This is a genomic window from Tessaracoccus flavescens (genome assembly GCF_001998865.1).
In the GTDB taxonomy this organism is placed as follows: domain Bacteria; phylum Actinomycetota; class Actinomycetes; order Propionibacteriales; family Propionibacteriaceae; genus Arachnia; species Arachnia flavescens.
Genome location: NZ_CP019607.1, coordinates 396,900 through 422,544, shown reverse-complemented (window position 1 = coordinate 422,544; position 25,645 = coordinate 396,900). Strand labels below are relative to the sequence as shown.

Below are 25,645 nucleotides of genomic sequence, written 5' to 3'. Positions count from 1 at the left end.
GTAGGGTATGGGCCGTGCGTAGAGCAAAGATCGTTTGTACCCTCGGCCCGTCGGCCGAGACAGTTGACCGCCTCGTCGAACTCCTGAACGCCGGCATGAATGTCGCGCGCCTCAACATGAGCCACGGCGACTACAACGAGCACGGCAACCGCGTCAAGAACGTGCGTGCCGCCTCCGAGATCACGGGCAAGACCGTGGGCCTGTTCGCAGACCTGCAGGGCCCGAAGATCCGCCTGGGCCGCTTCGTGGACGACCAGAAGGTCTTCCTGGAGACCGGCGCCCGGTTCACCATCACCGTCGAAGACATCCTCGGCGACAAGGAGCGCTGCTCCACCACCTACAAGGGCCTCCCGGGCGACGTGAAGCCCGGCGATCAGATCCTGATCGACGACGGCAAGGTCGGCCTCCGTGCTGTCGAGGTGACCGACACCGACGTGATCTGCGAGGTCACCGTCCCCGGCCCCGTCTCCAACAACAAGGGCATCAACCTGCCCGGCGTCGCCGTCTCGGTGCCCGCCCTCTCCGACAAGGACGAGCGCGACCTCCGCTGGGCGCTCGGCCAGGACGTCGACATGATCGCCCTGTCCTTCGTGCGCTCGGCTGACGACATCAAGCGAGTTCACGAGATCATGGACGAGGAAGGCCGTCGCCTCCCCGTCATCGCCAAGCTGGAGAAGCCGCAGGCGATCGCCAACCTGCAGGAGATCATCGACGCGTTCGACGCGTTAATGGTCGCCCGTGGTGACCTGGGCGTCGAGCTGCCCCTCGAAGATGTGCCGCTGGTCCAGAAGCGCATCGTCCGCGCCGCCCGCAAGTGGGCCAAGCCGGTGATCGTGGCCACCCAGATGCTCGAGTCGATGATCTCGAACCCGCGCCCGACCCGCGCCGAGGTCTCCGACGTCGCCAACGCCATCCTCGACGGCGCCGACGCGGTCATGCTCTCGGGCGAGACCTCCGTCGGTGACTTCCCGGTCGAGACGGTCTCCACCATGGCCCGCATCGTCGAGAAGACCGAGCGCGAGGGCCACGCCGAGATCCACACCATCGACTGGGACCCGCACACCACGGGCGGCATCCTCGCAAAGGCGGCCGCCGAGGTCGCCGAGCGCATAGGAGCCCGGTACCTGGTGGCGTTCACCAAGTCGGGTGACACCGCCCGCCGCCTGGCGCGTCTGCGTTCGCCCATCCCGATGCTGGTCTTCTCGCCTGAGCGCTCCACGCGCCAGACGCTGACCCTCACGTGGGGTGTCGACACGCAGATCACGCCCGAGTTCAACCTGCAGGAGGACATGGTCGAGGCCGTCGACCACCACCTGCGTGACCGCGGCATGATCGAGGGCGGCGAGCGCATCGTCATCGTCTCCGGCTCCCCGATGGGTGTTCCTGGCAAGACGAACAACCTGCGCGTCCACAAGATCAAGGATCAGCTCGAAGAGCGGTGAGTTGACGCACAGAGGCCGGGGCACCCGATCAGGTGCCCCGGCCTCTGTCTTAGTCCAGCCAAACGCTCGCTGACGGTGAGCGATGTGTCGTCGTGCCCGGGAGGGGATTCGAACCCCTAAGGCCTTTCGGCCAGACGGGTTTGAGCCGTCCGCGTATACCGTTCCGCCACCCGGGCAGGAACCTCGCACATTCTAGCGATATCGGGGAAATGACGCACAGTGGGCAAAATCTGCCGAGTGCGGGTAGTATTTCCGCAGGTTGACCAGCGAAGCTCGCCTCCCGGAGGCGAGGGAAAAGTGCCTATAAGAATGAACAAGAAGCCTACTGTGATCGTCGCCGAGGACGAGGCGCTGATCCGTCTCGATCTCGTTGAGCTCCTCACTGAGGAGGGATATGACGTCGTCGGCGAGGCCGGGGACGGTGAAGAGGCCGTCAAGCTCGCCCGCGAGCTCGACCCCGACCTGGTCATCATGGACGTCAAGATGCCGAAGATGGACGGCATCAGCGCCGCAGAGATCATCGCCGAGGAGCGCATCGCGCCGATCGTCATGCTGACCGCCTTCAGCCAGCGTGACCTGGTCGAGCGCGCCCGTGACGCCGGGGCGATGGCCTACGTGGTCAAGCCGTTCGGCGCCTCGGACGTGGTGCCCGCCATCGAGATCGCGATGGGGCGCTTCCAGGAGATCACCGCCATCGAGGAGGAGCTCGCGAGCCTCGAGGACCGTTTCGAGTCCCGCAAGACCATCGATCAGGCGAAGGGCATCCTGCAGCAGGACCTCGGCCTGACTGAGCCCGAGGCCTTCCGGTGGATCCAGAAGACGGCGATGGACATGCGCAAGTCGATGCGCGACGTCGCCGAGGGCGTCATCAGCCACAAGAAGAAGTAACCAACGGTTCAACCAGCCGCGAACGCCGTGCCCCCTCCGGGGCGCGGCGTTCTTCGCGTCGGTCAGTGCCGCGGCACCGAGATCATCTGGCAGGTGAGCCGACCCGTCGCGGTCAGCCGGCCTGCATCGTCGACGATGTCGACCTGGTAGGTGACCACATTGCGGCCGAGATGGACCGCGGTCGCGGTGCCGGTGACCCGCCCGCTGCGCGCGGACCGCAGATGCGTGATGTTGAGGTCGACGCCGACGCCCGCGCGCTCAGGCCAGCCGTGCGCCATCGCGGCGAAGGAGCCGAGGGTCTCGACCATGACGGCGGAGGCGCCCCCGTGGAGGAGACCCATCGGCTGCTCGTTCCCCTCCACCGGCATGCTCCCGACGGTCCGTTCCGCGGACATCTCCGTGATCACGAGGCCGAGCTTCCGGTCGAGCGGGGACACGAGGTCGACGGCCCACTCAGGCAGATCGTTCATGACCGGCAACTCTGCCACATTCGGTAGGCTCGCCGGTGTGAATGACGCCCGCAAGCTGCTGCTGATCGACGGCCACTCGGTGGCCTACCGTGCCTTCTTCGCCCTCCCGGTGGAGAACTTCTCGACAAGTACGGGGCAGCACACCAATGCCGTGTTCGGCTTCACCTCGATGCTGATCAACGTGCTGCGTGACGAACAGCCCACCCATCTCGCCGTCGCCTTCGACGTGGCGCGCGAGTCGTTCCGCACCGACGAGTACCCCGAGTACAAGGCCAACCGATCCAAGTCGCCGGACGAGTTCAAGGGGCAGGTGCAGCTGATCAAGGAGGTGCTCGACGCGCTGAAGATCGAGCACTTCGAGCTGCCGGGCTACGAGGCCGACGACCTGATCGCCACCATGTCGACGCAGGCGGCCGCCGAGGGCTATGACGTGTTCATCGTCACCGGTGACCGCGACGCCATGCAGCTGGTCAACGAGCGCGTCACCGTGCTCTACCCACGCAAGGGCGTCTCCGACCTGGCCAGGATGACGCCGGAGGCCGTCGAGGAGAAGTACCTCGTCCCGCCCGCGCGCTACCCGGAGGTCGCGGCGCTGGTCGGCGAGACGAGCGACAACCTGCCGGGCGTCCCTGGCGTCGGGCCGAAGACCGCTGCCAAGTGGCTCACCCAGTTCGACGGGCTCGAGAACCTGGTCGCCCGCGCCGAGCAGGTGCCGGGCAAGGCAGGCGAGTCCTTCCGCACCCACCTCGACTCGGTCGTGCGCAACCGTAAGCTCAACGCCCTCGTCCGCGATCTTGAGTTGGAGCTGACCCTCGACGGCACCGCGCGCCACGACTGGGACCGTGAGAAGGTGCACACCCTCTTCGACGCGCTCGAGTTCCGCGTGTTGCGCGAACGCCTGCTGGAGCTCGCCCCCGCCGAGCCGGTCGTGACCGAGAGCTTCGAGGTCGAAGGCCGTCGCCTCGCCCAGGGTGAGCTGGCGCCGTGGCTGGACGAGCATGCGGCGCAGCGCACCGCCGTCGAGTTCGTCGGATCCTGGGGCAGCGGAACCGGCGACGTCACCGGCATCGCCTTCGCGTCCGCGGACGGCACCGGGGCCTATGTCGACACGGCCGAGCTGACCCCCGACGACGATGCGGCCCTCGCGCGATGGCTGGGCGATCCCGGCCGGACGAAGCTGATCCACGAGTCGAAGGGCCCGACGCTTGCGTGCTGGGCCCGCGGCTGGGACCTGCGCGGCGTCGAGCAGGACACGCTGCTCGCCGCGTACCTGCTGCGACCCGACCAGCGCACCTACGATCTCGGCGACCTCGCGGTGCGCTACCTCCACCGTGACCTCAGCGCTGCGACGGCCCCGGCCGACGACGACGCCCAGGCGGCGTTCAGCTTCGAGGACGAACCGGACGAGGCGGCCGACGCCGCGCTGCTTCGCGCCCGGGCCGTCTACGACCTGGCGGAGGCCCTCGCTGCGCAGCTCGACGAGCGGGGCGCGGCAAAGCTGATGACCGACGTCGAGCTGCCCCTGCAGCGCCAGCTGGCGGGCATGGAACGGGTGGGCATCGCCGTCGATCTCGGCCGCCTCGAGGGGCTGCGCGACGAGTTCGACCGCGCGGTCGGCACCGCCCAGCAGGCCGCCTACGACGTCCTCGGCCATGAGGTGAACCTCGGCTCGCCGAAACAGCTGCAGGGGGTGCTGTTCGACGAGCTGGAGATGCCGAAGACGCGCAAGACGAAGTCCGGCTACACCACGGACGCCGAGGCCTTGGAGAACCTGTTCGCACGGACGGAGCACCCGTTCCTGCGCCACCTCCTTGAGCACCGCGACGCGATCCGGCTGCGGCAGACCGTCGACGGGCTGCTCGCAGCCGTCGCGCCGGACGGGCGCGTGCACACCACCTACGTGCAGACCATCGCGGCCACTGGGCGCCTGTCGTCGACCGACCCGAATCTGCAGAACATCCCGATTCGCACGTCGGTCGGGCGCCAGATCCGTTCCGCCTTCATCCCGGGGGAGGGGTACGAGTCGCTGATGTCGGCGGACTACTCCCAGATCGAGATGCGCATCATGGCCCATGCCAGCGGTGACGCCGGCCTGATCGAGGCCTTCGCCTCGGGGCGCGACTTCCACGGGGAGATGGCCTCGCTGGTGTTCGCCGTCGAGCCGGAGGACGTGACGGGCGAGATGCGCGCGAAGATCAAGGCGATGAATTACGGCCTCGCCTACGGGCTCAGCGCCTTCGGCCTGTCGAACCAGCTCAAGATCTCGGTCGGTGAGGCGCGCGAACTGATGGACGACTACTTCGGCCGGGTCGGGGGAGTGCACGACTACCTGGCGGGCGTCGTGGCCGAGGCGCGGCGTCGCGGATACACGGAGACCATGCTCGGCCGCCGCCGCTACCTGCCCGACCTGACGACCACGAACCGGCAGCGCAGGGAGATGGCTGAGCGCGCAGCGCTGAACTCGCCGATCCAGGGCTCGGCGGCCGACGTGATCAAGGTGGCCATGATCAACGTGGGCGAGGCACTCACCAAGGCGGGTCTGAAGAGCCGGGTGCTGCTGCAGGTCCATGACGAGCTCGTGTTCGAGGTGGCCCCGGGGGAGCGCGAACAACTCGCCGACCTGGTGGAGCGGGAGATGGGCGGGGCCTTCGATCTCGCCGTCCCGCTCAGCGTCTCCGTCGGGGTCGGCCCCACCTGGGAGTCCGCAGCGCACTGAGCGCACAGGCGGCCGCGGCCGGTCACTTCCGGGTGGGAAGTGACCGGCCGCGGGCCGTCAGGGGGAACCGGTCAGACGGTGACCGGCGTGAAGTGGAAGAACACGCGCGACTCCCAGATCTCCGTCGAGGAGTCGAAGTCCCAGCAGATCACGATGGTCAGGGCGGGGTCGCCCTCGAAGTCCACCATCACGGTCGAGTCGTCCTCGTAGTCATCGACGAAGATCTTCTCGGCGTCGGTGTACTCGTAGCACTGGACCTGGCCCTCGTCGCCGTAGAGCTTGATCACGTCCCCGGGCTGGAACCGGGACTGGCCGTCGGCGTACAGCTCGTTGCCGAGCGCCTTGCCCGTGCGGTAGGTGTGGATGCTGAGCACGGCCTTGCCGCGGTCGGCTCCGGGCTGCGGGCCGCCACTCCACCAGGACGCCATCCTCGCCTCGTCCAACGGGGGAGCGGCGATGTTGCCGTCCGCGTCGAGGTTGAGGGCGACGATCTCCTCGTCCACGTTGAACCGCTCGATGGTGTAGCGGTCAGGGGTGAACCCCTCGGTGACAGCGGTGCAGTTGGCAAGGCGTGCGTCGGCAGCGGCGCTTGAGGGCGCTGCCGAAGGGGTCGCCGAGGCCGAGCTGAGCGACGCAGGGGAACCGATCGTCTTCAACGGGGACGCCAGGTTCTCGGCGGAAGCCGTCTCGACCGGGGGGACCGGATCGGTGGTGGTCGGCTGCTCAGGGCGGGTCAGCGCGAAGATGATCACAGCGATCACGACCAGGATGGCCACCACGAGGATGATCAGCCGGGTACGGTTGTTTCTGGGTTCAACTGCGGCATGGCTCACCCGGCCAGCATAAACGGGCGTCACGGCCATTCCTAATGTGCAGGGACCGCCCCGCGCCCGCGCTGGACGGACCGGGCCCGTTGCCTCATGTCAAGATGCCCGCTTGGTTTGAGTCGTTGCCTCATCTGAAGATGCCCGCGTGATTTTGGTGCGGGAGAGGTAGACGTGGTTGCGTTTCGCGCGTCGCTGGACGGCTCCGCGGCGTTTGGCGAGGTCGAGCAGGTTGCCTTGGATCACAGCGATCTGGTCGCCGAGTTCGATGGGGTCGACGGTGTCGAGGCGGTCGTGGAGGGCAGCGTGCTCGGCTGGGGTGAGCGTGTCGGGGTGGTCGCGAAGGAGCCGGTCGGCTGGTGTGGTGGCGGTGTCGTGGCGTTTGGTGACTTTCGCGCCGGTGCGGGTTTTCGAGATCAGTTTCTGGCTGGGCATCAGCAGGTTGTTTCGGGTGTTCCAGGCGGGCCAGAGGTGGTTGAGGAGGTCAAGTTCGCGGGCGGTGTCGTAGCGCCAGTAGCCGACGGCGCGGCGCACGATCGACCAGTTCTTTTGCTCGATGTGGGCTTGGTCGTTGGAGTGGGAGGGCCGGCCGCGGGTGAAGGTGATCTGGCGCAGGTTGCAGTAGCGGGAGAGGTGGTGGTTGATGAACTCGGATCCGTTGTCGGAGTGGATTCCCAGGATCAGGAACGGGAACCGGCCGATGAGTTGGTCGAGGCCAGCGGCGACGATGCGTTCGCCTTTGGAGCGCACGGTGCAGGTTTCGGTCCAGCCGGTGGCGATGTCGGTGGCGTTGAGGCTGTAGTGGAAGGTGCCGTTGTTGTCGCCGCCTTCGTGGCCGACCAGGTCGATCTCGATGAACCCGGGTTCGGTGTCGTTCCACTCGGCCCAGGTCTTGAGCGGAATCGAGGACTTCAACAACGAGCCGGGTTTGGTGTGGGCGATGCCTTTGGCAGCGATCAGTCCGGTGCGGTAGGGCTGCAGGTGCCGGTCCATGGTGGCCGGTGACATGGCCAGGAGCTGGTCACGGACCTCGACGCTCATGTCGAGTCGGTCGAGGCGTTCCAGCGCGGCCAGCAACCGTGGCAAGGCGGCTGCGAGACGTTTCGAGGCGATCCCGTCGAGCATGGCCCAGCACCGCACCAATGCTTCGGTGACGTGTGTGTCGTAGCGCCTGATCGCCTCTCGGGGTTTGCGGGGCCCGGGCATCTGACCGGTCGCGGCGCGGCGCAGCATCTTGCGGGCATGATCGCGATGCCAGCCGGTGACCTGGACCACCGCGTCCAGAATCGCGGCCTTCTCCGCCTTGGTCGCCTTCGTCCATGCCTTCGCCTGGGCCGTGGTGATCGCTTTGCGCTGGGCCATCGTCAACTCCATCCTCGTAGCGTGCCGCTACGCGGGCATGTTGAGATGAGTCAACGAATCGACCTACGCGGGCATCTAGCGTGAGTCAACTCGCCGGGTTGCCTCGTGCGCCCGTGGCGGGTAGGCTGGGACGGCGCTATGGCCTGCACTGACTCGGACGGAGCAGGCAGTGCTGACGGGCCAGAGTGCGATCCAGCTTTATTCGGAGCCCTACTACATGACCTCCACTACTGAGGCCTCGACTGTCGCAGTCGACGACTTTGGCTCGCCTGAGGCCTTTCTGGCCGCGGTTGACGCCACCATCAAGTACTTCAATGACGGAGACATCGTCTCCGGCACCGTCGTCAAGGTCGACCGGGACGAGGTCCTGCTCGACATCGGTTACAAGACCGAAGGCGTCATCCCTTCCAAGGAACTGTCGATCAAGCACGACGTGGACCCTTTCGAGGTCGTCCAGGTCGGCGATGAGATCGAGGCCCTCGTCCAGCAGAAGGAGGACAAGGAAGGGCGTCTGATCCTGTCCAAGAAGCGTGCTCAGTACGAGCGTGCCTGGGGCACGATCGAGAAGATCAAGGAAGAAGACGGCGTCGTCACCGGCTCTGTCATCGAGGTGGTCAAGGGTGGCCTCATCGTTGACATCGGCCTGCGTGGCTTCCTGCCCGCCTCCCTGGTCGAGATGCGCCGCGTCCGCGACCTCCAGCCCTACGTCGGCATGGAGCTCGAGGCGAAGATCATCGAGCTCGACAAGAACCGCAACAACGTGGTCCTCTCGCGTCGCGCCTGGCTCGAGCAGACCCAGTCCGAGGTTCGCCACACGTTCCTCACCCAGCTCCAGAAGGGCCAGATCCGCAAGGGTGTCGTGTCCTCGATCGTCAACTTCGGCGCCTTTGTCGATCTCGGCGGCGTCGACGGCCTCGTGCACGTCTCGGAGCTCAGCTGGAAGCACATCGACCACCCGAGCGAGGTTGTCGAGGTCGGCACCCCGGTCACCGTCGAGGTGCTCGAGGTCGACATGGAGCGCGAGCGCGTCTCCCTGTCGCTGAAGGCCACCCAGGAAGATCCGTGGCAGACCTTCGCCCGTCTGCACCAGATCGGCCAGATCGTGCCAGGCAAGGTCACCAAGCTCGTCCCCTTCGGCGCGTTCGTCCGCGTCGGCGAGGGCATCGAGGGCCTTGTCCACGTGTCCGAGCTCGCCGAGCGTCACGTCGAGATCCCCGAGCAGGTTGTCTCGGTTGGCGACGAGCGCATGGTCAAGGTCATCGACATCGATCTCGATCGCCGTCGTGTCTCCCTGTCGCTCAAGCAGGCCAACGAGGGTGTCGACGTGACCGCCGACGACTTCGATCCGCTGCTGTACGGCATGCAGGCGTCCTACGACGACCAGGGCAACTACATCTACCCCGAGGGCTTCGATCCGGAAACCAACGAGTGGAAGGAAGGCTTCGACGAGCAGCGCGCTGCTTGGGAGGCCCAGTACGCCCAGGCCCAGGCCCTGTGGGAAGCCCACAAGCGCCAGGTCGAGTCGGCCGAGACCAACGAGCGCGAGCTCGCGGTCGACACAGGCACCGGCTACACCACCGAGTCCTCCACCGAGGGTTCGCTGGCGTCGGACGAGTCGCTGCAGGCCCTGCGCGACAAGCTCGCCGGCAACAACTGACCAAGCGTCACCCGCGAGGGGCGTCGATCCGCTGAGGATCGGCGCCCCTCGCGCTCTGCCCCGACCCGGTGGGCCGATGGCAGGGGCCTGAGGGTATTGTCTGCTGAAGATACAATCCCCGGCAGATCCTGAGCTCACCGCGTACTGGCGCTACGACGCACTCGATGCGTTCGCCGCGGATCGGCGGGGCATCGAGTCCTGGTTCGTCGAGGAGATGGTCGGCTTCGACAGCGCTGCGATCGGGTGGCGGCGGACTGGCACCGGGGAGTCCGGCGACCTGTCGTCCAGCCTGATCGACAACCTCTTCGTCACCCCAGAGCCCCGAGTTCGACTGAACTGCGCGAGGACGAACTGCTGAGCTGGGTGCGCCGCCCACGGCTTCTGAGGTTCGCCGCTAGATTGTTACCCATGTTGAGGATCGCGCTCACCGGCGGCATTGCGTCCGGCAAGTCCTTCGTGGCCGACGAGTTCGCTGCGCTCGGCGCCACCATCGTCGACTCCGACGTGCTGGCAAAGGAGGTCGTTGAGCCCGGCACCCCCGGGCTCGAGCGGGTCGTTGAGCGGTTCGGGGAGGACATTGTCCAGCCGGACGGCTCGCTTGACCGCGCGGCGTTGGGCAGGATCATCTTCGCGGACGAGCAGGCCCGCGCCGATCTGAACGCCATCGTGCACCCGTTGGTGCGGGAGGCAGCCACACGCCGGGAGGAGACGGCCCCCGAGGGGGCTCGCGTGATCCAGGTGATCCCGCTCCTCGTCGAGACCGGGCTGCATGCCGGGTTCGACCGGATCATCGTGGTCGATGTCCCGATCGAGACCCAGCTGGAACGGCTCGGCGAGCGCAACGGGCTCAGCGAGGAGGACGCCCTCGCGCGGATCCACGCCCAGGCCCCGCGGGACGAGCGGATCGCCGTCGCCTCGCACGTGATCGACAACTCGGGAACCCGAGAGGAGACGCGCGCGCGCGTGGGCGAGGTCTGGGAGGAGATCAGCCGCGACTGACGCTCGCCCTCAGCACCTCGACGACCCTGAGCAGTCCGTCCACGTCACGCGGGGGAGCGTCCTGGAACATGGCGTTGTAGTAGAGACCGTCGCCCATCAGCACGATCGCACGGGCGGTCGCCTCGTCGCCGATCTCTTCGCGGACCAGGTCCACCCAGTCCTGTTGCGCCGCGCGTAGGGCGGATGCCGCCTCGGGGTGCTGGTCCCCGCCAAGCCGCCCCAGCGCGATCAGGGTGCGGTCGAAGTCCGTGTTCGTCTCCGCGGAGGTCCGGATGTAGGCGAGTGTCGGGCCATCGGGCGAGGAGCGCAGCTCGTCGCGGTAGGCGGCGGCGTAGTTGCGTGCCCGCCCGACGAGGCCGCCGATCAGGGCCTCCCGGTTGGGGAAGTGGTAGAGCAGGCCTCCCTTGGAGACCTCGGCCCGTGCGGCGACGGCGTCCAGCGTCGCGGCACGCTCACCCTCGGAGATCAGGATGGCCTCGAGCGTGTCGAGGATCCGGTCGCGTGCAGACATGTCGGGAGCCTATCGCGACTTGGACTGTACCGTCTAGACGGTTAAGCTCGTGGAGGCTTTATCTGAAGGAGGATCCATGACAGTCACCGAACTGACCGCGCCGACCTCGGCGAGGCTGCGGTGGGTCGCGCTCGCCGTGCTCATGCTGCCGGTGCTGCTCGTCGCCATCGACAACACCGTGCTCGCCTTCGCAGTGCCGATGATCTCGGAGGCGCTGCGCCCGACCGGTGTCGAACTGCTCTGGATCGTCGACGTCTACCCGCTTGTGCTCGCCGGACTCCTCGTCCCGATGGGCAGCCTCGGCGACCGCTTCGGCCGCCGCCGCATGCTGCTGATCGGGGCCACCGGCTTCGCGGTGATCTCCGCGATCGCGGCGTTCGTCCCGACCGCGGGTGCGCTGATCGCTGCGCGCGCGGCCATGGGCTTCTTCGGCGCCATGCTGATGCCCGCGACCCTCTCGCTGATTCGCAACATCTTCATCGACGCGCAGGAGCGCCGGATCGCGATCGCGATCTGGGCCGCCGGGTTCAGCGGCGGCGCGGCGCTCGGCCCCATCGTCGGCGGCTTCCTGCTCGATCACTTCTGGTGGGGTTCGGTCTTCCTGCTCGCCATCCCGCTGCTGCTTCCCCTGCTCGTGGCCGGGCTCAAGCTGTTGCCCGAGTCGAAGGACCCGAACCCGGGCCCGATCGACCCGCTGAGCATCGTTCTGGTGCTCGCCGCCATGACGGCCCTCGTGTGGAGCATCAAGTCGGTCGCCGTCCACGGCTTCACGACGACGGTCACGGCGACGTTGCTGCTCGCGCTCGTCGCAGGCACCTGGTTCGTCCGGCGTCAGTTGAACCGGGCCACACCGATGCTCGACGTGCGCCTCTTCGCCAACCCGGTGTTCAGCGGCTCCGTCGCGGCGAACCTGCTCAGCGTCTTCTCGCTGGTCGGGTTCCTGTTCTTCGTCTCCCAGCACCTGCAACTGGTCTCAGGCAAGACGCCGGTCGAGGCGGGGCTCGTGCTGCTGCCGGGGCTCGCGGTGACGGTGATCGCGGGCCTGCTCGTGGTCAAGGTGGTCCGGCGGGTGCGGCCGGGAACGGTGGTGGTCGCAGGGCTGCTGCTCAACGCGGTCGGCTATTCGCTCGTCATGGTGAGCGGCGAGACGGGCTCCGACCTCGGGCTGCTCATCGCCTTCGCCCTCCTCGGCGCCGGGGTCGGCGCGGCCGAGACGATCTCGAACGACCTGATCCTCTCCAGCGTCCCGGCCGAGAAGGCGGGCGCCGCGTCGGCGATCTCGGAGACCGCCTATGAGGTGGGCTCGGTGCTGGGGACCGCCGTCCTCGGCGGCCTGCTCACGGCCATCTACCGCGGCGGCGTCGCGCTTCCCACGAGCCTCACCGCCGAGCAGGCCGCCACCGCGGGGGAGACCCTGGGTGGCGCGAGCGACGTCGCGCGGTCGCTTCCCGCCGAGGCGGCAGCCGAGCTGCTCGAGTCGGCGCGGGCGGCCTTCGACTCGGGGGTCGTTGTCACCTCGGCGATCGGCGTCGCGCTCATGATCGGGGCGGCAGTGCTCGCTGGCGTCACCCTTCGTCGGGCCTGACCACGCGGTAGCGCAGGTAGGCGATCGCGCCGTCGAGCACCCGGCTGTCGACCAGCCGGAGGTCGCGGTACCGGCGGACCGGGGCATGGGCCCCGGTCCGTCGGTGCTTTCAGGCCTCCGAGCCCTCCCACGGCGGGCAGGAGCAGACGAGGTTGCGGTCGCCGTACGCGTTGTCCACCCGCCCGACCGGCGGCCAGTACTTGTCCACCCGAAAAGCGCCAGGTGGGAAGCAGCCCACCTCGCGCGTGTAGGGGCGGTCCCACTCGGAGACCAGGTCCTCGGTGGTGTGCGGGGCCCTGCGCAGCGGCGACTCCTCGGCCGCGACTGTGCCGTCGACGACCTCGCCTGCCTCGCGGGCGATGTCGAGCATCGCGGTGCAGAAGCGCTCCAGCTCGGCGAGCGGCTCCGACTCGGTCGGCTCGATCATCAGCGTGCCAGGCACCGGCCACGACATCGTCGGGGCGTGGAAGCCGTGGTCGATCAGGCGCTTGGCGATGTCGTCGACCGTCACCCCGTGTTCCGCGAAGGAGCGGGGATCGACGATGCACTCGTGCGCGACCCTGCCCTGATCCCCGGTGTAGAGGATGGGATAGGCCTCGGACAGCCGTACGGCAAGGTAGTTGGCGTTCAGGATCGCGACCCGCGTCGCCTGGGTGAGGCCGGCGCCGCCCATCAGCCGGACGTAGGCCCAGGAGATCAACAGCACGGAGGCCGAGCCGAAGGGGGCGGCCGAGACGGCGCCCTCCTCGCCGGAGCCCGGATCGCCGGGCAGGTGCGCAGCGAGGTGTTCCTTGACGCCGATGGGGCCCATGCCCGGGCCGCCGCCTCCGTGCGGGATGGCGAAGGTCTTGTGCAGGTTCAGGTGGCTCACGTCGCCACCGAGGTCGCCCGGCCGGACGAGGCCGACCATGGCGTTGAGGTTGGCGCCGTCGATATAGACCTGTCCGCCGTGCTCGTGGGTGATGTCGCACACCTGCCGCACCGTCTCCTCGAAGACGCCGTGCGTGGACGGGTAGGTGATCATCACCGCGGCCAGCCGGTCGCCTGCCTGCTCGGCCTTCGCGGCGAAGTCCGCCAGGTCGATGTCGCCGTTGGCCGCCGACTTCACTGGCACCACCTTGAGGCCTGCCATCGTCGCGGAGGCCGGGTTGGTGCCGTGGGCTGAGGTGGGGATCAGGCAGATGTCGCGGTCCTCCTCCCGGGAGCGGTGGTAGGCGCGGATGGTCATCAGGCCGGCGTACTCGCCCTGCGCTCCGGAGTTGGGCTGCATGGAGAAGGCGTCGTAGCCGGTGACCTGGCACAGCTTTGCCTCGAGGTCGTCGATCACCTCGCGGTAGCCCTCGGCCTGGTTGCGTGGAGCGTAGGGATGCAGGGAGGCGAACTCCGGCCAGGTGATGGCCATCATCTCCGCGGCGGCGTTGAGCTTCATGGTGCACGAGCCGAGCGGGATCATCGCCCGGTCGAGGGCGAGGTCGCGGTCGCTGAGGCGGCGCATGTAGCGCATCATCTCCGACTCGGCCCGGTTCATGTGGAAGACCGGATGGGTCAGGTACTCGCTCTCGCGCAGCAGCTCATCCGGGATCGAGGGGGTCTCGGTGAGGGCCTCGCCCTGCTCGATGCCGAATGCGTCGAGCACGCGGCCGATCACGTCGAGCGTCGTGGTCTCGTCGCAGGAGATGCCGACCTTGTCGCGCCCCACCCGCCTCAGGTTGATGCCGCGCTGCTCGGCCGCCGCGATGATGCCCGCCTGGCCGACTCCCACCGTCACGGTGACGGTGTCGAAGAACGCCTCAGGCTCGACGACGGCCCCGCCGTCACGCAGTGCCTGAGCAAGCGTCGCGGCCATCAGGTGGACGCGCTGGGCGATCGCCTTGAGCCCGAGCGGGCCGTGGAACACGGCGTAGAAGGAGGCCATCACGGCAAGCAGAGCCTGGGCTGTGCAGACGTTGGAGGTGGCCCGCTCGCGGCGGATGTGCTGCTCGCGGGCCTGCAGGGCGAGGCGGTAGGCGCGGTTGCCCGCCGCGTCCTGTGACACGCCGACCAGTCGGCCGGGCATGATCCGCTTCAGCGGGTCGCGGCAGCTGAGGTAGGCGGCGTGGGGGCCGCCGTAGCCCGGCTGCACGCCGAAGCGCTGCGCCGAACCGATCGCGATGTCGGCGCCCATCGCGCCGGGTTCCTTCAGCACGCAGAGGCTGAGCAGGTCGGCGTCGACGATGGCGAGGGCGCCCGCGGCATGGACCCGCGTGATGAAGTCGGTGTAGTCGCGGACGTGGCCGTGGGTGCCGGGATAGGCAACGATCGCCCCGAACCAGGTGTCGTCCGGGGTGGCCCCGTCGACGGGAGCGGAGACCAGGTCGATGCCGTACGGCTCCGCCCTCGTCGCGAGCACGGCGCGCACCTGCGGGTGCAGGTCGTCGGCCACGAAGAAGCGCTGCCGCTTGCCCTTCGCCGCGTTGTACGCCATCACCATGGCCTCGGCGGCCGCGGTCGCCTCGTCGAGCAGGGAGGCGCCCGCGACCTCGAGACCGGTCAGGTCGATGACCATGGTCTGGAAGTTGAGCAGCGCCTCCAGCCTGCCCTGCGCGATCTCCGGCTGGTAGGGCGTGTAGGCGGTGTACCAGGCCGGGTTCTCCAGGATGTTGCGCTGGATGGCCGGGGGAGTGATCGTCTGGTGGTAGCCCTGGCCGATCATCGAGGTGTGCACTCGGTTACGGGACCCGATCCGACGCAGCTCGTCGAGCACTGCGCCCTCGGTCATCGGCTCCCAGCCGAGGTCCTCGCCCTGGCGAAGGCTTCCCGGCACGGCCTGGTCGATCAGCTGGTCGAGGGTGTTGACGCCCAGCGCGCCCAGCATCTTCTCCATCTCGGAAGGGCTGGGGCCGATGTGGCGTCGGTTGGCGAAATCGTCAGGGTCGTAGGCGACCTTCTCCCACGTCGGCACAGGGTCAGCCGATCATGGCGCGGTAGGCGGCCTCGTCCATGAGCTCGTCGAGCTGGGCGGGATCGGTGGGGTCGATCCGGAAGAACCACGTGCCCATCGCGTCGGCGTTGACCGACTCGGGGGTGTCGGCCAGCTCCTCGTTGACTGCGGTGATCACGCCGTCGATGGGGGTGGTGATGCCGCTCGCGGCCTTCGTGGAGTCGATGGCGACGACCTCGTCACCCTTGCTCACCGAGGCACCGACCTCGGGCAGTTCGACGAACACGATGTCTCCGAGTTCGCTCGCAGCGTGGTCGGTGATGCCGACGGCGACGTCATCGCCGGAGGGGTCGAGCCACTCGTGCTCGGTGGTGAACTTCAGCATGTCGGTTCCTATCGGTGGTAGTTGTGCGGGACGAAGGGCATGGGGGTGACGGTGGCGGCGACCCGCCTGCCGCGGACCTCGGCGTAGACGCGTTCTCCGGCCGAGCCGGTCTCGACGAGTGCCATGGCGACCGGCCCACCGAGCGTGGCGGCGAAGCCGCCGGAGGTGACGCTGCCGATTGGCTCGGAGGCGTCCTCGTCGGCGAAGACGGCGGCGCCCTCGCGGACAGGGGCCCGCCCGTCGATTCGCAGGCCGATACGTTCGCGTGCGGGGCCGTCGGTGAGCTGGTCCTCGATCGTGGCCGAACCCGGATAGCCTCCGGCGCGTGAGCCGCCTGGTCGACGCACCTTGGGGATCGCCCAGCCGAGCCCGGCCTCCACCGGCGAGATCTGTTCGCTCAGCTCGTGCCCGTACAGCGGCATGCCCGCCTCGAGCCGCAGCGAGTCGCGCGCGCCCAGACCGGCCGGAGCGACGGCGTCGAGGGCGAGCAGGGCGCGGGCGAACTCGACCGCCCGCTCGTTGGGCACCGAGATCTCGAAACCGTCCTCGCCGGTGTAGCCGGAGCGTGAGACCCACACCTTAGTGCCGTCCCAGGTCAGGGCCACGGAGTCCATGAACGTGAGGTCGGCGACCTCAGGGATGAGAGTGGCCAGCGCCTCGGAGGCGCTCGGCCCCTGCAGCGCGAGCAGCGACCGGTCGGTGAGGTGCTCGACCGTGATGCCGTCGAGGGCGCGCAGCCGCTCCAGGTCGACCGACGTGCGGGCCGCGTTGAGCACGAGCAGGAAGTGGTCGCCGCGGTTGGCGAACATCAGGTCGTCGACCACGCCACCGTCGTCGGTCGTGATCAGGCCGTAGCGCTGCCTGCCCTCGGCCAGCCCCGCGGCGCTTGCCGGGATCAGGCTCTCGAGCGCGGCCGCCGCGTCGGCGAGATCACCAGACAGGGGGGTTACGAGCACCTGCCCCATGTGGGACACGTCGAACAGTGACGCGTGGCTGCGGGTGTGCTGGTGCTCGGCGATGATGCCCGCGAACTGGACGGGCAACTCCCAGCCTGCGAAGTCGACGAGCCGGGCACCGAGTTCCCGGTGCAGTGGATGAAGTGCGGTGATCGCCATCGATGGACCCCTTCTGCCGCGCACGGCGCTGTCGGGCGTTTCCACCCTAAGCCCCCTCTGTCGCGGTTGCCTGAGATCTTCGTATCCTTCGGCGGGCCAGCGGCCTCTTTCCAGAGTTCCAGCGTCGGCGCGGTCCTGGGGCCTGAGAGTTTCCGGGGCGGTTGCTCCTTCGGCACCGGCGCGAGGCCGGTTCTCCCGAGTCGACGTGCGTCAGCCTAGCGGACGGCGGGCGCCGGCGGGAGGGGTGGGCGTGGCAGGTGCGGGCTCAGGTGACGACGAGCGGGCGCACCAGCGTGGTCTCCCGGTCGTCGGTGGCCGGCGTCGGGTCGGGTCGCCACAGCCAGCGGAGCGCCTCGGGGAGCAGAACGCCTGAGTGGTCCAGGTCGTGGCCGACGACCGAGCGACTCGGGGTGGCGGGGAGCCGGTCCGAACCGAAATGGGTGACAAGGGCCACGCGGTGCCGAGCCGTGTCGTTGACGAACCGGGTGGTCGACGGCCCGAAGCCGACCTCGCCCGTCACCCAGCGCCTCGCGAGACTGGCGAGGGTGGCCGCCCGGATCTTCTCGACGCTGCTCATCGCGCTCCCGTCCAGGGGTCGCTGCCCAGCCGCCCCGCGAGCAGGGCGATCGCCTCGGGCACCTCTTCCCGGAGGGCGGCGGCGCGGAGCGTGAACGGCTCCCTTTCCGTGACGACGTTGACGCCGGTGACGGCCTCGCGCAGGTGGAGCGACGACGCAGTGAACCAGGTGTGCAGCTCCCACCCCTGGTCCTCGTCGAACCAGCTGTCGCCGGAGTTCACGCCCTGCAGGACATGGACGAGGAAGTGGTCGATCTCGGCGAGCGTGTCGTACCAGGGAAACCCGATCACCTCATCGTCCCCGTCGACGAGCGTCAACCGCAGCCAGAAGTCGGAACTGTCCGCAACGGGGAGGCCGGCCCGCTCGAGTCGGGCGAGGCGCTGCCCGAACCGCTCAGCCAGGTCGTCGAGCCGTGCCGCGACCGCGTCGTGTGCGATGTTGCCTGGGCCGTCGTCGCCTTGCGTGATGAACCCCACAACAGGGCGGAGACGGCGCGGCCCCGATTCGGCGCACCACGGGGGCGGGGTCGGCTGCTCCATGAGCGCAAGACTACGCGCTGACAACGCTACTTGTTGGCCTCGATCATGCCGCGCAGTTCCTTCTTCAGGTCGGAGATCTCGTCGCGGTGACGGGCCGCCACCTCGAACTGGAGCTCGGCCGCGGCCTGGTGCATCTGGCTGGTGAGGTCCTCGATCAACTGCGCCAGCTCCTCCTGGGCCAGCGAAGACGCGTCGAGCCCCTTCTTCCTTCCGCCCTTTCCGGTGGTCTTCGCCGAGTCGAGCAGCGCGTCGGTGTCTGCGTCCTCACGGGCGAGCATGTCGGAGACGTCAGCGATCCGCTTGCGCAGGGGCTGCGGGTCGATGCCGTGCTCGAGGTTGTAGGCGACCTGGATGTCGCGGCGGCGGTTCGTCTCGCCGATCGCCGCCTCCATCGAGTCGGTGATCTTGTCTGCGTACATGTGCACCTGGCCAGCCACGTTTCGCGCTGCTCGGCCGATGGTCTGGATCAGGGAACGCTCGGAGCGGAGGAACCCCTCCTTGTCCGCGTCGAGGATGGCCACGAGCGACACCTCGGGGAGGTCGAGGCCCTCGCGCAGAAGGTTGATGCCGACCAGCACGTCGTACTCGCCAAGGCGCAGCTCACGCAGCAGTTCGATGCGCCGGATGGTGTCGATGTCGGAGTGCAGGTAGCGGGTGCGGATGCCGTGGTCCATGAGGTAGTCGGTGAGGTCCTCGGCCATCTTCTTGGTGAGGGTCGTCACCAGCACTCGCTCGTTGCGTTCGACGCGGAGCTTCACCTCGGCCATCAGGTCGTCGATCTGGCCCTTCGTCGGCTTGAGCACGACCTCCGGGTCGACGAGCCCGGTCGGGCGGATGATCTGCTCGACGAAGCCGTCGCTACGGTCCATCTCGTATGGTCCGGGCGTCGCGGAGAGGTAGACCGTCTGGCCGATCCGATCGACGAACTCGTCGAACTTGAGGGGGCGGTTGTCGATGGCGCTCGGCAGCCGGAAGCCGTGCTCGACGAGCGTGCGCTTGCGTGAGGCGTCGCCCTCGTACATGCCGCCGATCTGCGGGATCGTGACGTGGGACTCGTCGACGACGAGCACGAAGTCCTCGGGGAAGTAGTCGAGCAGGCACGACGGTGCCGAGCCCGCGGCACGGCCGTCGATGTGGCGCGAGTAGTTCTCGATACCGGAGCAGGTGCCGATCTGGCGCATCATCTCGATGTCGTAGCTCGTGCGCATCCGCAGCCGCTGGGCCTCGAGGAGCTTGCCCTCGGCCTCGAACTGGGCGAGGCGCTCGGCGAGCTCGGTCTCGATCCGCCCGATCGCGCGCTCCATCCGCTCCGCGCCCGCCGAGTAGTGCGTGGCGGGAAAGACGTAGGCCTCGCGCTCCTCGTGGATCACGTTGCCGGTGAGGGGATGCATGGTGGCGATCCGCTCGATCTCGTCGCCGAAGAACTCGACCCGAAGCGCGTTCTCCTCGTACATCGGGAAGATCTCGAGGGTGTCGCCCTTCACACGGAACGTGCCGCGGCCGCCTCCGATGTCGTTGCGCGCGTACTGGATGTCGACGAGGTGGCGCAGCAGGTCGTCGCGGTCCGTCTCGTCGCCCACCCGGAGGGTGACGCGCTGCTGCAGGTACTCCTCGGGTGTGCCGAGGCCGTAGATCGCGGAGACGGTCGCCACGACGATCACGTCGCGCCTGGTCAACAGCGAACTGGTCGCGGCGTGGCGCATCCGCTCGACCTCCTCGTTCAGCGAGGAGTCCTTCTCGATGTAGGTGTCTGTCTGGGGGAGATACGCCTCAGGCTGGTAGTAGTCGTAGTACGAGACGAAGTACTCGATGGCGTTGTTCGGCAGGAGATCGCGCAGCTCGTTGGCGAACTGCGCCGCGAGCGTCTTGTTGGGCTGCATCACGAGCATGGGGCGCTGCAGCCGTTCGGCCAGCCAGGCCACCGTCGCGGTCTTTCCCGTGCCTGTGGCACCCAGCAGCACGACGTCCTGCTCGCCCGAGCCGATCCGCTTCTCGAGTTCGTCAATGGCGCGCGGCTGGTCGCCGGACGGCTTGAACTCCGAGATCACCTCGAGCGGCGCCACCTGGCGCGTTAGGTCTTCGACTGGACGCATGGATCCAGACTAGTGCGGGCCCCTGACAGAACCAGGTCCGTTCGCCGAGGGACAAAGCGGGCGGCCCCGGAAGGACCGCCCGCGCGTCAGATTCGGGACCCGCTCACTCGTTCCAGGCGAGGCAGTAGCTGCGGTTCGAGGCAGCGAGCTGGACCGGCTCGGCAGGCGCATCACAGGAGATGGTGGCGGCTTCCTCCACCTTCGTCACCTTGAACTCGGCGGTGCCGCAGTCCTCGATCCGGTACTCGTACAGGGAACCGTCCACCTCGGTGTAGCAGGTGTCGGGCACGAAGTTGGGGACGAGGCACGTCGTCGACTCGGTCTTCTCGTTGGTGCCGAAGCGGCCGGAGGACACGGACAGGTAGGCAAGGGCGTCCTCGGCGCACTCGGCGTCACCGTCGATGACCTCGGTCACGTAGTAGGTGTACTTGTCGGTCGAGTCGCAGTCCACCGCCTTGTGCGTGAGGTCCTCGGTGCCCTCGCTGATCTCCAGGCAGTTGCCCGCCTTCAGGGCGGCGTCGGAGGCGAAGCGCTGCCACATGAAGTAGGCGCCGGCCGCCAGGATCGCGACGGTGAGGATGGTGCTGAGGATCTTGCGGACCCCGCCCTTCTTCGGCTCCTCGGCCATCGGCTGGAAGCCCTGCGGCTGGCCGTAACCGGCCGGCTGGGCGTAGGGGTCGCCGGGGCCACCCTGCGGCTGCTGGGGCTGTCCCTGCGGCTGCTGCGTGTATCCGCCCTGCGGCTGCTGGGGCTGTCCCTGCGAGTGCTGGGACGGGGCACCCGCCGGCTGCTGCCCGGGGCCCTCAGGATTGGGGGTGTGCTGGGCTCCGGACTGCGCATCGGGGCCAGGCTCGAAGCCGGGGCCCGACTGCTGGCCGGGGAACTGGTTGTCAGGGGGCTGCGTCATCTCTGTCTTTCTGGGTCGCGAGGTGCTCGGGGCAGGTTAGCAGCACATGGCCTCACCCGGGGCCGGTTCGACCGCGTCATCCGGCTTCTGCCACGCAGTAGCTTCGTCCGGTCCTCGGGAACTCGCAGGGACCCGAGCCTGGATCGCACGAGATCGCCGACTCGTCCGCGACCTTGGTGATCCGGAAATCGGCCGCTGCGCATTCGGCGAGCTTGTACTCGGGCAGGTCGCATCGAGCTCTCCTTTCGCCCGAGCTGAGCGCGATGCAGTCGCCCTCGGTGAGCCTGAGCGCGAGTGGTGTCCTGAGGGAGAGCACGATCCCGGTGGCAAGCAGGACGACAGCCACGATCAGCACGCCGAGGGCCACCGGGCCCGGCTCGGGCCTGCCGTCGCTCGATCCGCGCGCACGCTCGGTCAGGCGCCCGCGTCCCCGGAGCGGTAGATGCGTCCCGACTCGGTGCCGCGCACGAGCCAGGCCACCAGGTCACCGGCCGGGCCGTGCATCCGGGTGGGGGAGCCTGCGCGGCCGACCGAACCCTCGAAGCCCTCGTCCGCGACGAGCAGCAGGGGCGGGTAGTCGTCGCGGCGGCCGATCCTCTCGACGTTGAACGCGAGCAGTTCGACGGCGATGTCCGGCGTCAGGTCGGCCGTCGTGAAGTGGGAGCCGAGGTCCATGTGGTGCAGCACGACCTCGCCGAGCCGCGCGAGGGGGATCTGATTCGCCGGGATCCGGTACCCGGCGCGGAGAGTGACAGGCCGGGTGTCTCCCTCGAGCGCAGCGAACTCGCGTTGCAGGGCGCTCGCGCTGGTGTCGAGCCGGATCTGCAGATCGAGCGGGCTGGTCAGCGCGCCGAGCTCGATGGCACGGTGCTTCGCCTTCGCCGAGTCGTACATCCGGATGGGCGCCCCGTCTTCGAGGCCCTTGATCACCCGGAACATCGCGTCGGCGCCGTCGGCGAGGTGCGCCGCGACGTGGCTGCGCGTCCATCCGCTGAGTCCGGTCGGGGCGGCCCAGTCTTCCTCGGAGTAGGAGATGGTCGTCCCCAACATGAGTGCTGTGTGATCGCGGACCGCGTTCACCACCTCGGCGAACATGGCGCGATTGGTCGGCATGTGCCCCAAGTTATCAAAGACGTACCATTGCGGGCGTGAATGATCGGCTCGTAGTACGTGGCGCACGCGTCCATAACCTCAAGAACGTCTCCCTCGACCTCCCTCGGGACTCGCTGATCGTCTTCACCGGACTGTCCGGATCGGGCAAGTCGTCGCTGGCCTTCGACACCATCTTCGCCGAGGGTCAGCGCCGCTACGTCGAGTCGCTCTCGGCCTACGCCCGCATGTTCCTCGGTCAGATGGACAAGCCCGACGTCGACTTCATCGAGGGCCTCTCGCCTGCGGTGTCGATCGACCAGAAGTCCACGAGCCGCAACCCGCGCTCGACCGTCGGCACCATCACCGAGGTCTACGACTACCTGCGTCTCCTGTTCGCCCGGATCGGCGTGCCGCACTGCGAGGTGTGCGGGGCCGTCATCGGCAGGCAGACCCCGCAGCAGATCGTCGACCGGCTCATGGCGCTCGAGGAGGGGACCCGCTTCCAGATCCTCGCCCCGCTGATCCGCGGGCGAAAGGGCGAGCACGCCGAGCTGTTCCGGCAGCTCGTCGGGGACGGCTACAGCCGCGTGCGCATCGACGGCGAGACGTTCCCGCTCACCGAGCTGCCCGCCATCGACAAGAACCGCAAGCACAACATCGAGGTGGTCGTCGACCGCGCGGTCGTGCGGCCGAACGCAAAGCAGCGGATCACCGAGTCGATCGAGACGGCGCTCGGACTCGCCGGGGGCGTGGTGATCGCCGACTTCGTCGACCTTCCCGCCGACGACCCCGAGCGTGAGCGCCGCTTCTCCGAGAAGATGGGCTGCCCCAATGACCACGACGTCAACATCGACGAGCTGGAGCCGCGGCAGTTCTCCTTCAACGGGCCCTGGGGTGCCTGTCCCGGCTGTTCCGGCCTCGGCACCCTGCTCGACCCGGACCCCGAGCTGATCATCCCCAACGAGGACCTCTCGCTCGACGAAGGCGCCATCGCGCCGTGGAGCGCTGCCACCATCAAGAGCCACTACGAGCATGTGCTGACCTCGCTCGGCGAGGAGCACGGCTTCTCCATGAAGACGGCGTGGATCGACCTGACCCCTGCCGTGCGCAAGCTGCTGCTCTTCGGCGCGAAGGGCAACGTCGTGGTCAGGTACCGCAACCGCTTCGGCCGCGTGCGCTCCTTCTCCCAGAAGTACGAGGGCGTCATTCCGTTCATCCGTCGCCGCTACGACGAGGCCGAGACCGACGCCGCCCGCGACCGCTGGGGCGGCTACATGCGCGAGATCAACTGCCCCGAGTGCGGGGGAGCAAGGCTGAAGCCTTCCTCGCTCGGCGTCACGGTGGCCGACCGCAACATCGCCCAGCTCGCCGACATGTCGATCGGGGAGGCGGCCGAGTTCCTCGGCGAGCTCACCCTCACCGATCGTGAGGCGGCGATCGCCGAGCGGCTGATCAAGGAGATCAACGCCCGGCTGAAGTTCCTGCTCGACGTGGGGCTGGACTACCTGACTCTCTCCCGCGGTGCAGGAACGCTTTCGGGCGGTGAGGCGCAGCGGATCCGGCTCGCCACGCAGATCGGCTCCGGTCTGGTCGGCGTGCTCTACGTCCTCGACGAGCCGAGCATCGGGCTGCACCAGCGCGACAACCTGCGCCTGATCGAGACGCTGCACCACCTCCGGGACCTCGGAAACACCCTCATCGTGGTCGAACACGACGAGGACACCATCCGCGCCTCCGACTGGGCCGTCGACATCGGTCCCGGGGCGGGCGAGGGCGGCGGAGAGGTCGTCGTCTCCGGACCGGTGAAGGAACTCCTGACCTCGAAGGAGTCGCTGACCGGTGCCTATCTCTCGGGACGTCTAGCCATCCCGGTGCCGGGCGTTCGTCGGTCGGGAAACGGCAACCAGATCGTCGTCAAGGGGGCCCGCGAGCACAACCTGCGCGGCATCGACGTCTCCTTCCCGCTCGGCTCGCTGATCGCGGTGACCGGCGTCTCCGGCTCGGGCAAGTCGTCGCTGGTCAACTCGATCCTCTACACGGCGGCCGCGCGGGCGATCTACAACGCAAAGGCGGTGCCGGGAAAGCACAAGTCGCTCGAGGGACTTGAACACATCGACAAGGTGATCCAGGTCGACCAGTCGCCGATCGGGCGCACCCCCAGGTCGAACCCGGCCACCTACACGGGCGTGTTCGACAAGATCCGCAACCTGTTCGCGCAGACCCCCGAGGCGAAGGTCCGCGGCTACCAGCCGGGCCGGTTCTCGTTCAACGTCAAGGGCGGCCGCTGCGAGAACTGCATGGGCGACGGCACCATCAAGATCGAGATGAACTTCCTGCCCGACGTCTACGTCCCGTGCGAGGTGTGCCACGGCGCCCGCTACAACCGCGAGACCCTCGAGGTGCACTACAAGGGCAAGACGATCGCCGAGGTGCTCGACATGCCGATCAGCGAGGCCGTCGAGTTCTTCGCGCCGATCTCGTCCATCGCGCGCTACCTGAAGACCCTGACGGAGGTCGGGCTCGGGTACGTCAGGCTCGGCCAGCCCGCTACGACCCTCTCTGGCGGTGAGGCCCAGCGCGTCAAGCTCGCCGCCGAACTGCAGAAGCGCTCGACCGGGCGCACCCTCTACGTGTTGGACGAGCCGACCACCGGTCTGCACTTCGAGGACATCCGGAGACTGCTCACCGTGCTGCAGCGCCTCGTCGACGCGGGCAACACCGTCGTGACGATCGAGCACAACCTCGACGTGATCAAGTCGGCGGACCACCTGATCGACATGGGGCCCGACGGCGGATCGCGCGGTGGCACCGTCGTGGCGACCGGCACCCCCGAAGAGGTGGCCGCGAACAAGAAGTCGGCGACCGGCGCGTTCCTGAAGCCGATCCTGGAGGGCTGAGCTCAGTCTGGGATGACGGGGCGCAGCCGCTCGGGCGCGATCCGGGCAGGGACGAGGCGCGCGACCGCGAGCAGCGCGAGACCGGCCACGACGAATGGCACGGCCTGCAGCAGCAGGCTCCGCCACCCGTTGAACACGGTGTCCAGGTTGTCGGTGGAGTAGACAGACACCCCGTCGTTGCCGCCCTCGCAGTGGACCGTGTAGCCGCCCTTTGCCGCCTCGAACATCGCGAGCGGCACGTCGGGCGCCTCGGGAGCGGTGCTCCTGGTCGTGGTGAGCCGGACGCCGTCGAGGTCGGTGACGGTGCACTCGGGCAGGTCGCGTTCGGCGCTGTGGATCGCGTAGGTCCCGTTCTCCGGGAGGCTGATCGAGCCGTCGGGTCCTGGCACGTGCTGCTGGACGAGGAACTTGCCCGAGATCGTGTTCTGGGCGCCGAGCGCCAGGGCGACGCCGAAGGCGATCAGGAGGATGGCGAGCACGGTGCTGACCACGCCGACGGCGAGCGCGAGCCGCTTGCGGCGGCGGAACAGCGCCAGGTCCCCGTGGTACCTGGCTCTGTCGGCCGCGGTCGGTGCCGACTCCTGGGTCATGCTGTGGCGTCGGTCGTCGATCATGGACCAACCGTATAGCCGCGCCCCGGTCTCGGGTCCACAGATGGACGGATCG

The 25,645-nt window shown here is 68.3% G+C and carries 21 protein-coding genes, 1 tRNA gene and 1 riboswitch; of the genes, 7 read left to right on the top strand and 15 right to left on the bottom strand.

The features are described 5' to 3' along the window. Positions 1-14: 14 nt before the first annotated feature. A complete protein-coding gene (gene pyk / locus BW733_RS02050) occupies positions 15-1,442 on the top strand; it encodes a pyruvate kinase (RefSeq protein WP_077347447.1) in 1,428 nt (475 codons plus the stop codon). 93 nt (positions 1,443-1,535) lie between these two features. Here the strand turns inward: pyk and BW733_RS02045 are convergent. Continuing rightward, positions 1,536-1,618 (bottom strand) — tRNA-Leu (locus BW733_RS02045). A gap of 133 nt (positions 1,619-1,751) precedes the next feature. On the opposite strand from BW733_RS02045, the gene BW733_RS02040 reads away from it, so the two are divergent. Beyond that, positions 1,752-2,330, top strand: a complete 579-nt coding sequence (locus tag BW733_RS02040) for an ANTAR domain-containing response regulator (RefSeq protein WP_077347445.1) — start codon at positions 1,752-1,754, stop codon at positions 2,328-2,330. Between the two features lie 62 nt (positions 2,331-2,392). Here the strand turns inward: BW733_RS02040 and BW733_RS02035 are convergent, their stop codons facing one another. Next, positions 2,393-2,800 carry a PaaI family thioesterase gene (locus tag BW733_RS02035; protein ID WP_077347443.1) on the bottom strand — a complete coding sequence of 136 codons (408 nt, stop codon included), beginning with the start codon at positions 2,798-2,800 and terminating at the stop codon, positions 2,393-2,395. Between BW733_RS02035 and polA the strand changes: the two genes are divergently transcribed. Next, the gene (polA, locus tag BW733_RS02030; RefSeq protein WP_077347441.1) at positions 2,799-5,516 is read left to right on the top strand and encodes a DNA polymerase I; all 2,718 of its coding nucleotides are present in this window, start codon (positions 2,799-2,801) and stop codon (positions 5,514-5,516) included. The genes BW733_RS02035 and polA overlap by 2 nt on opposite strands. A 71-nt stretch (positions 5,517-5,587) precedes the next feature. On the opposite strand, the gene BW733_RS02025 is transcribed toward polA, so the two are convergent. Both BW733_RS02025 and BW733_RS02020 read right to left on the bottom strand, forming a co-directional pair. Beyond that, positions 5,588-6,349 carry a class F sortase gene (locus BW733_RS02025; protein WP_077347439.1) on the bottom strand — a complete coding sequence of 254 codons (762 nt, stop codon included), beginning with the start codon at positions 6,347-6,349 and terminating at the stop codon, positions 5,588-5,590. Positions 6,350-6,439: 90 nt separating this feature from the next. Beyond that, positions 6,440-7,714, bottom strand: coding sequence for an integrase catalytic domain-containing protein (locus tag BW733_RS02020; RefSeq protein WP_202970180.1), 1,275 nt, complete (start codon positions 7,712-7,714; stop codon positions 6,440-6,442). A 205-nt stretch (positions 7,715-7,919) separates the two neighbouring features. Here BW733_RS02020 and rpsA point away from each other — a divergent pair, with 205 nt between their 5' ends. Together rpsA and coaE are read left to right on the top strand one after the other, a co-directional pair. Then, on the top strand, positions 7,920-9,359 hold the full coding sequence (gene rpsA, locus BW733_RS02015) for a 30S ribosomal protein S1 (RefSeq protein WP_077352641.1): 1,440 nt from the start codon (positions 7,920-7,922) through the stop codon (positions 9,357-9,359). Between the two features lie 408 nt (positions 9,360-9,767). Then, complete coding sequence (gene coaE / locus BW733_RS02010) at positions 9,768-10,358, top strand: dephospho-CoA kinase (protein ID WP_077347435.1); 591 nt, start codon at positions 9,768-9,770, stop codon at positions 10,356-10,358. Here the strand turns inward: coaE and BW733_RS02005 are convergent. Further along, entirely contained in the window at positions 10,345-10,869 is a 525-nt protein-coding gene (locus BW733_RS02005; protein ID WP_077347433.1) for a TetR/AcrR family transcriptional regulator, read from the bottom strand. The two genes, coaE and BW733_RS02005, sit on opposite strands and share 14 nt — an antisense overlap. A 76-nt stretch (positions 10,870-10,945) precedes the next feature. Between BW733_RS02005 and BW733_RS02000 the strand changes: the two genes are divergently transcribed. After that, complete coding sequence (locus tag BW733_RS02000; RefSeq protein WP_077347431.1) at positions 10,946-12,454, top strand: MFS transporter; 1,509 nt, start codon at positions 10,946-10,948, stop codon at positions 12,452-12,454. Between the two features lie 109 nt (positions 12,455-12,563). Here BW733_RS02000 and gcvP read toward each other — a convergent pair whose 3' ends face one another. The 9 genes from gcvP to BW733_RS01955 all read right to left on the bottom strand — a co-directional run bounded on the left by gcvP (position 12,564) and on the right by BW733_RS01955 (position 22,103). Continuing rightward, positions 12,564-15,395 (bottom strand): aminomethyl-transferring glycine dehydrogenase, encoded by a 2,832-nt coding sequence (gene gcvP / locus BW733_RS01995; RefSeq protein ID WP_077347429.1) that lies wholly within the window; start codon positions 15,393-15,395, stop codon positions 12,564-12,566. Positions 15,396-15,399: 4 nt separating this feature from the next. Continuing rightward, entirely contained in the window at positions 15,400-15,759 is a 360-nt protein-coding gene (gcvH, locus tag BW733_RS01990) for a glycine cleavage system protein GcvH (protein WP_202970258.1), read from the bottom strand. An 8-nt stretch (positions 15,760-15,767) separates the two neighbouring features. Next, a complete protein-coding gene (gcvT, locus tag BW733_RS01985) occupies positions 15,768-16,874 on the bottom strand; it encodes a glycine cleavage system aminomethyltransferase GcvT (protein WP_077347427.1) in 1,107 nt (368 codons plus the stop codon). A gap of 120 nt (positions 16,875-16,994) precedes the next feature. Continuing rightward, positions 16,995-17,082, bottom strand: a riboswitch (glycine riboswitch). Positions 17,083-17,139: 57 nt separating this feature from the next. After that, positions 17,140-17,451 (bottom strand): hypothetical protein, encoded by a 312-nt coding sequence (locus BW733_RS01980; RefSeq protein ID WP_077347425.1) that lies wholly within the window; start codon positions 17,449-17,451, stop codon positions 17,140-17,142. After that, positions 17,448-17,990, bottom strand: coding sequence for a hypothetical protein (locus BW733_RS01975; RefSeq protein WP_152024524.1), 543 nt, complete (start codon positions 17,988-17,990; stop codon positions 17,448-17,450). The genes BW733_RS01980 and BW733_RS01975 overlap by 4 nt, the downstream gene beginning before the upstream one ends. A 26-nt stretch (positions 17,991-18,016) precedes the next feature. Further along, on the bottom strand, positions 18,017-20,083 hold the full coding sequence (gene uvrB, locus BW733_RS01970; protein ID WP_077347421.1) for an excinuclease ABC subunit UvrB: 2,067 nt from the start codon (positions 20,081-20,083) through the stop codon (positions 18,017-18,019). A 103-nt stretch (positions 20,084-20,186) separates the two neighbouring features. Beyond that, positions 20,187-20,990, bottom strand: coding sequence for an LppU/SCO3897 family protein (locus BW733_RS01965; protein ID WP_077347419.1), 804 nt, complete (start codon positions 20,988-20,990; stop codon positions 20,187-20,189). 76 nt (positions 20,991-21,066) lie between these two features. After that, positions 21,067-21,345, bottom strand: a complete 279-nt coding sequence (locus tag BW733_RS01960; RefSeq protein WP_152024523.1) for a hypothetical protein — start codon at positions 21,343-21,345, stop codon at positions 21,067-21,069. Positions 21,346-21,404: 59 nt separating this feature from the next. Further along, complete coding sequence (locus BW733_RS01955) at positions 21,405-22,103, bottom strand: maleylpyruvate isomerase family mycothiol-dependent enzyme (RefSeq protein ID WP_077347416.1); 699 nt, start codon at positions 22,101-22,103, stop codon at positions 21,405-21,407. Between the two features lie 35 nt (positions 22,104-22,138). On the opposite strand from BW733_RS01955, the gene uvrA reads away from it, so the two are divergent. After that, a complete protein-coding gene (gene uvrA / locus BW733_RS01950; RefSeq protein ID WP_077347414.1) occupies positions 22,139-24,979 on the top strand; it encodes an excinuclease ABC subunit UvrA in 2,841 nt (946 codons plus the stop codon). A gap of 2 nt (positions 24,980-24,981) precedes the next feature. Here uvrA and BW733_RS01945 read toward each other — a convergent pair whose 3' ends face one another. Further along, a complete protein-coding gene (locus BW733_RS01945; RefSeq protein ID WP_077347412.1) occupies positions 24,982-25,593 on the bottom strand; it encodes a hypothetical protein in 612 nt (203 codons plus the stop codon). Between the last annotated feature and the right edge of the window lie 52 nt (positions 25,594-25,645).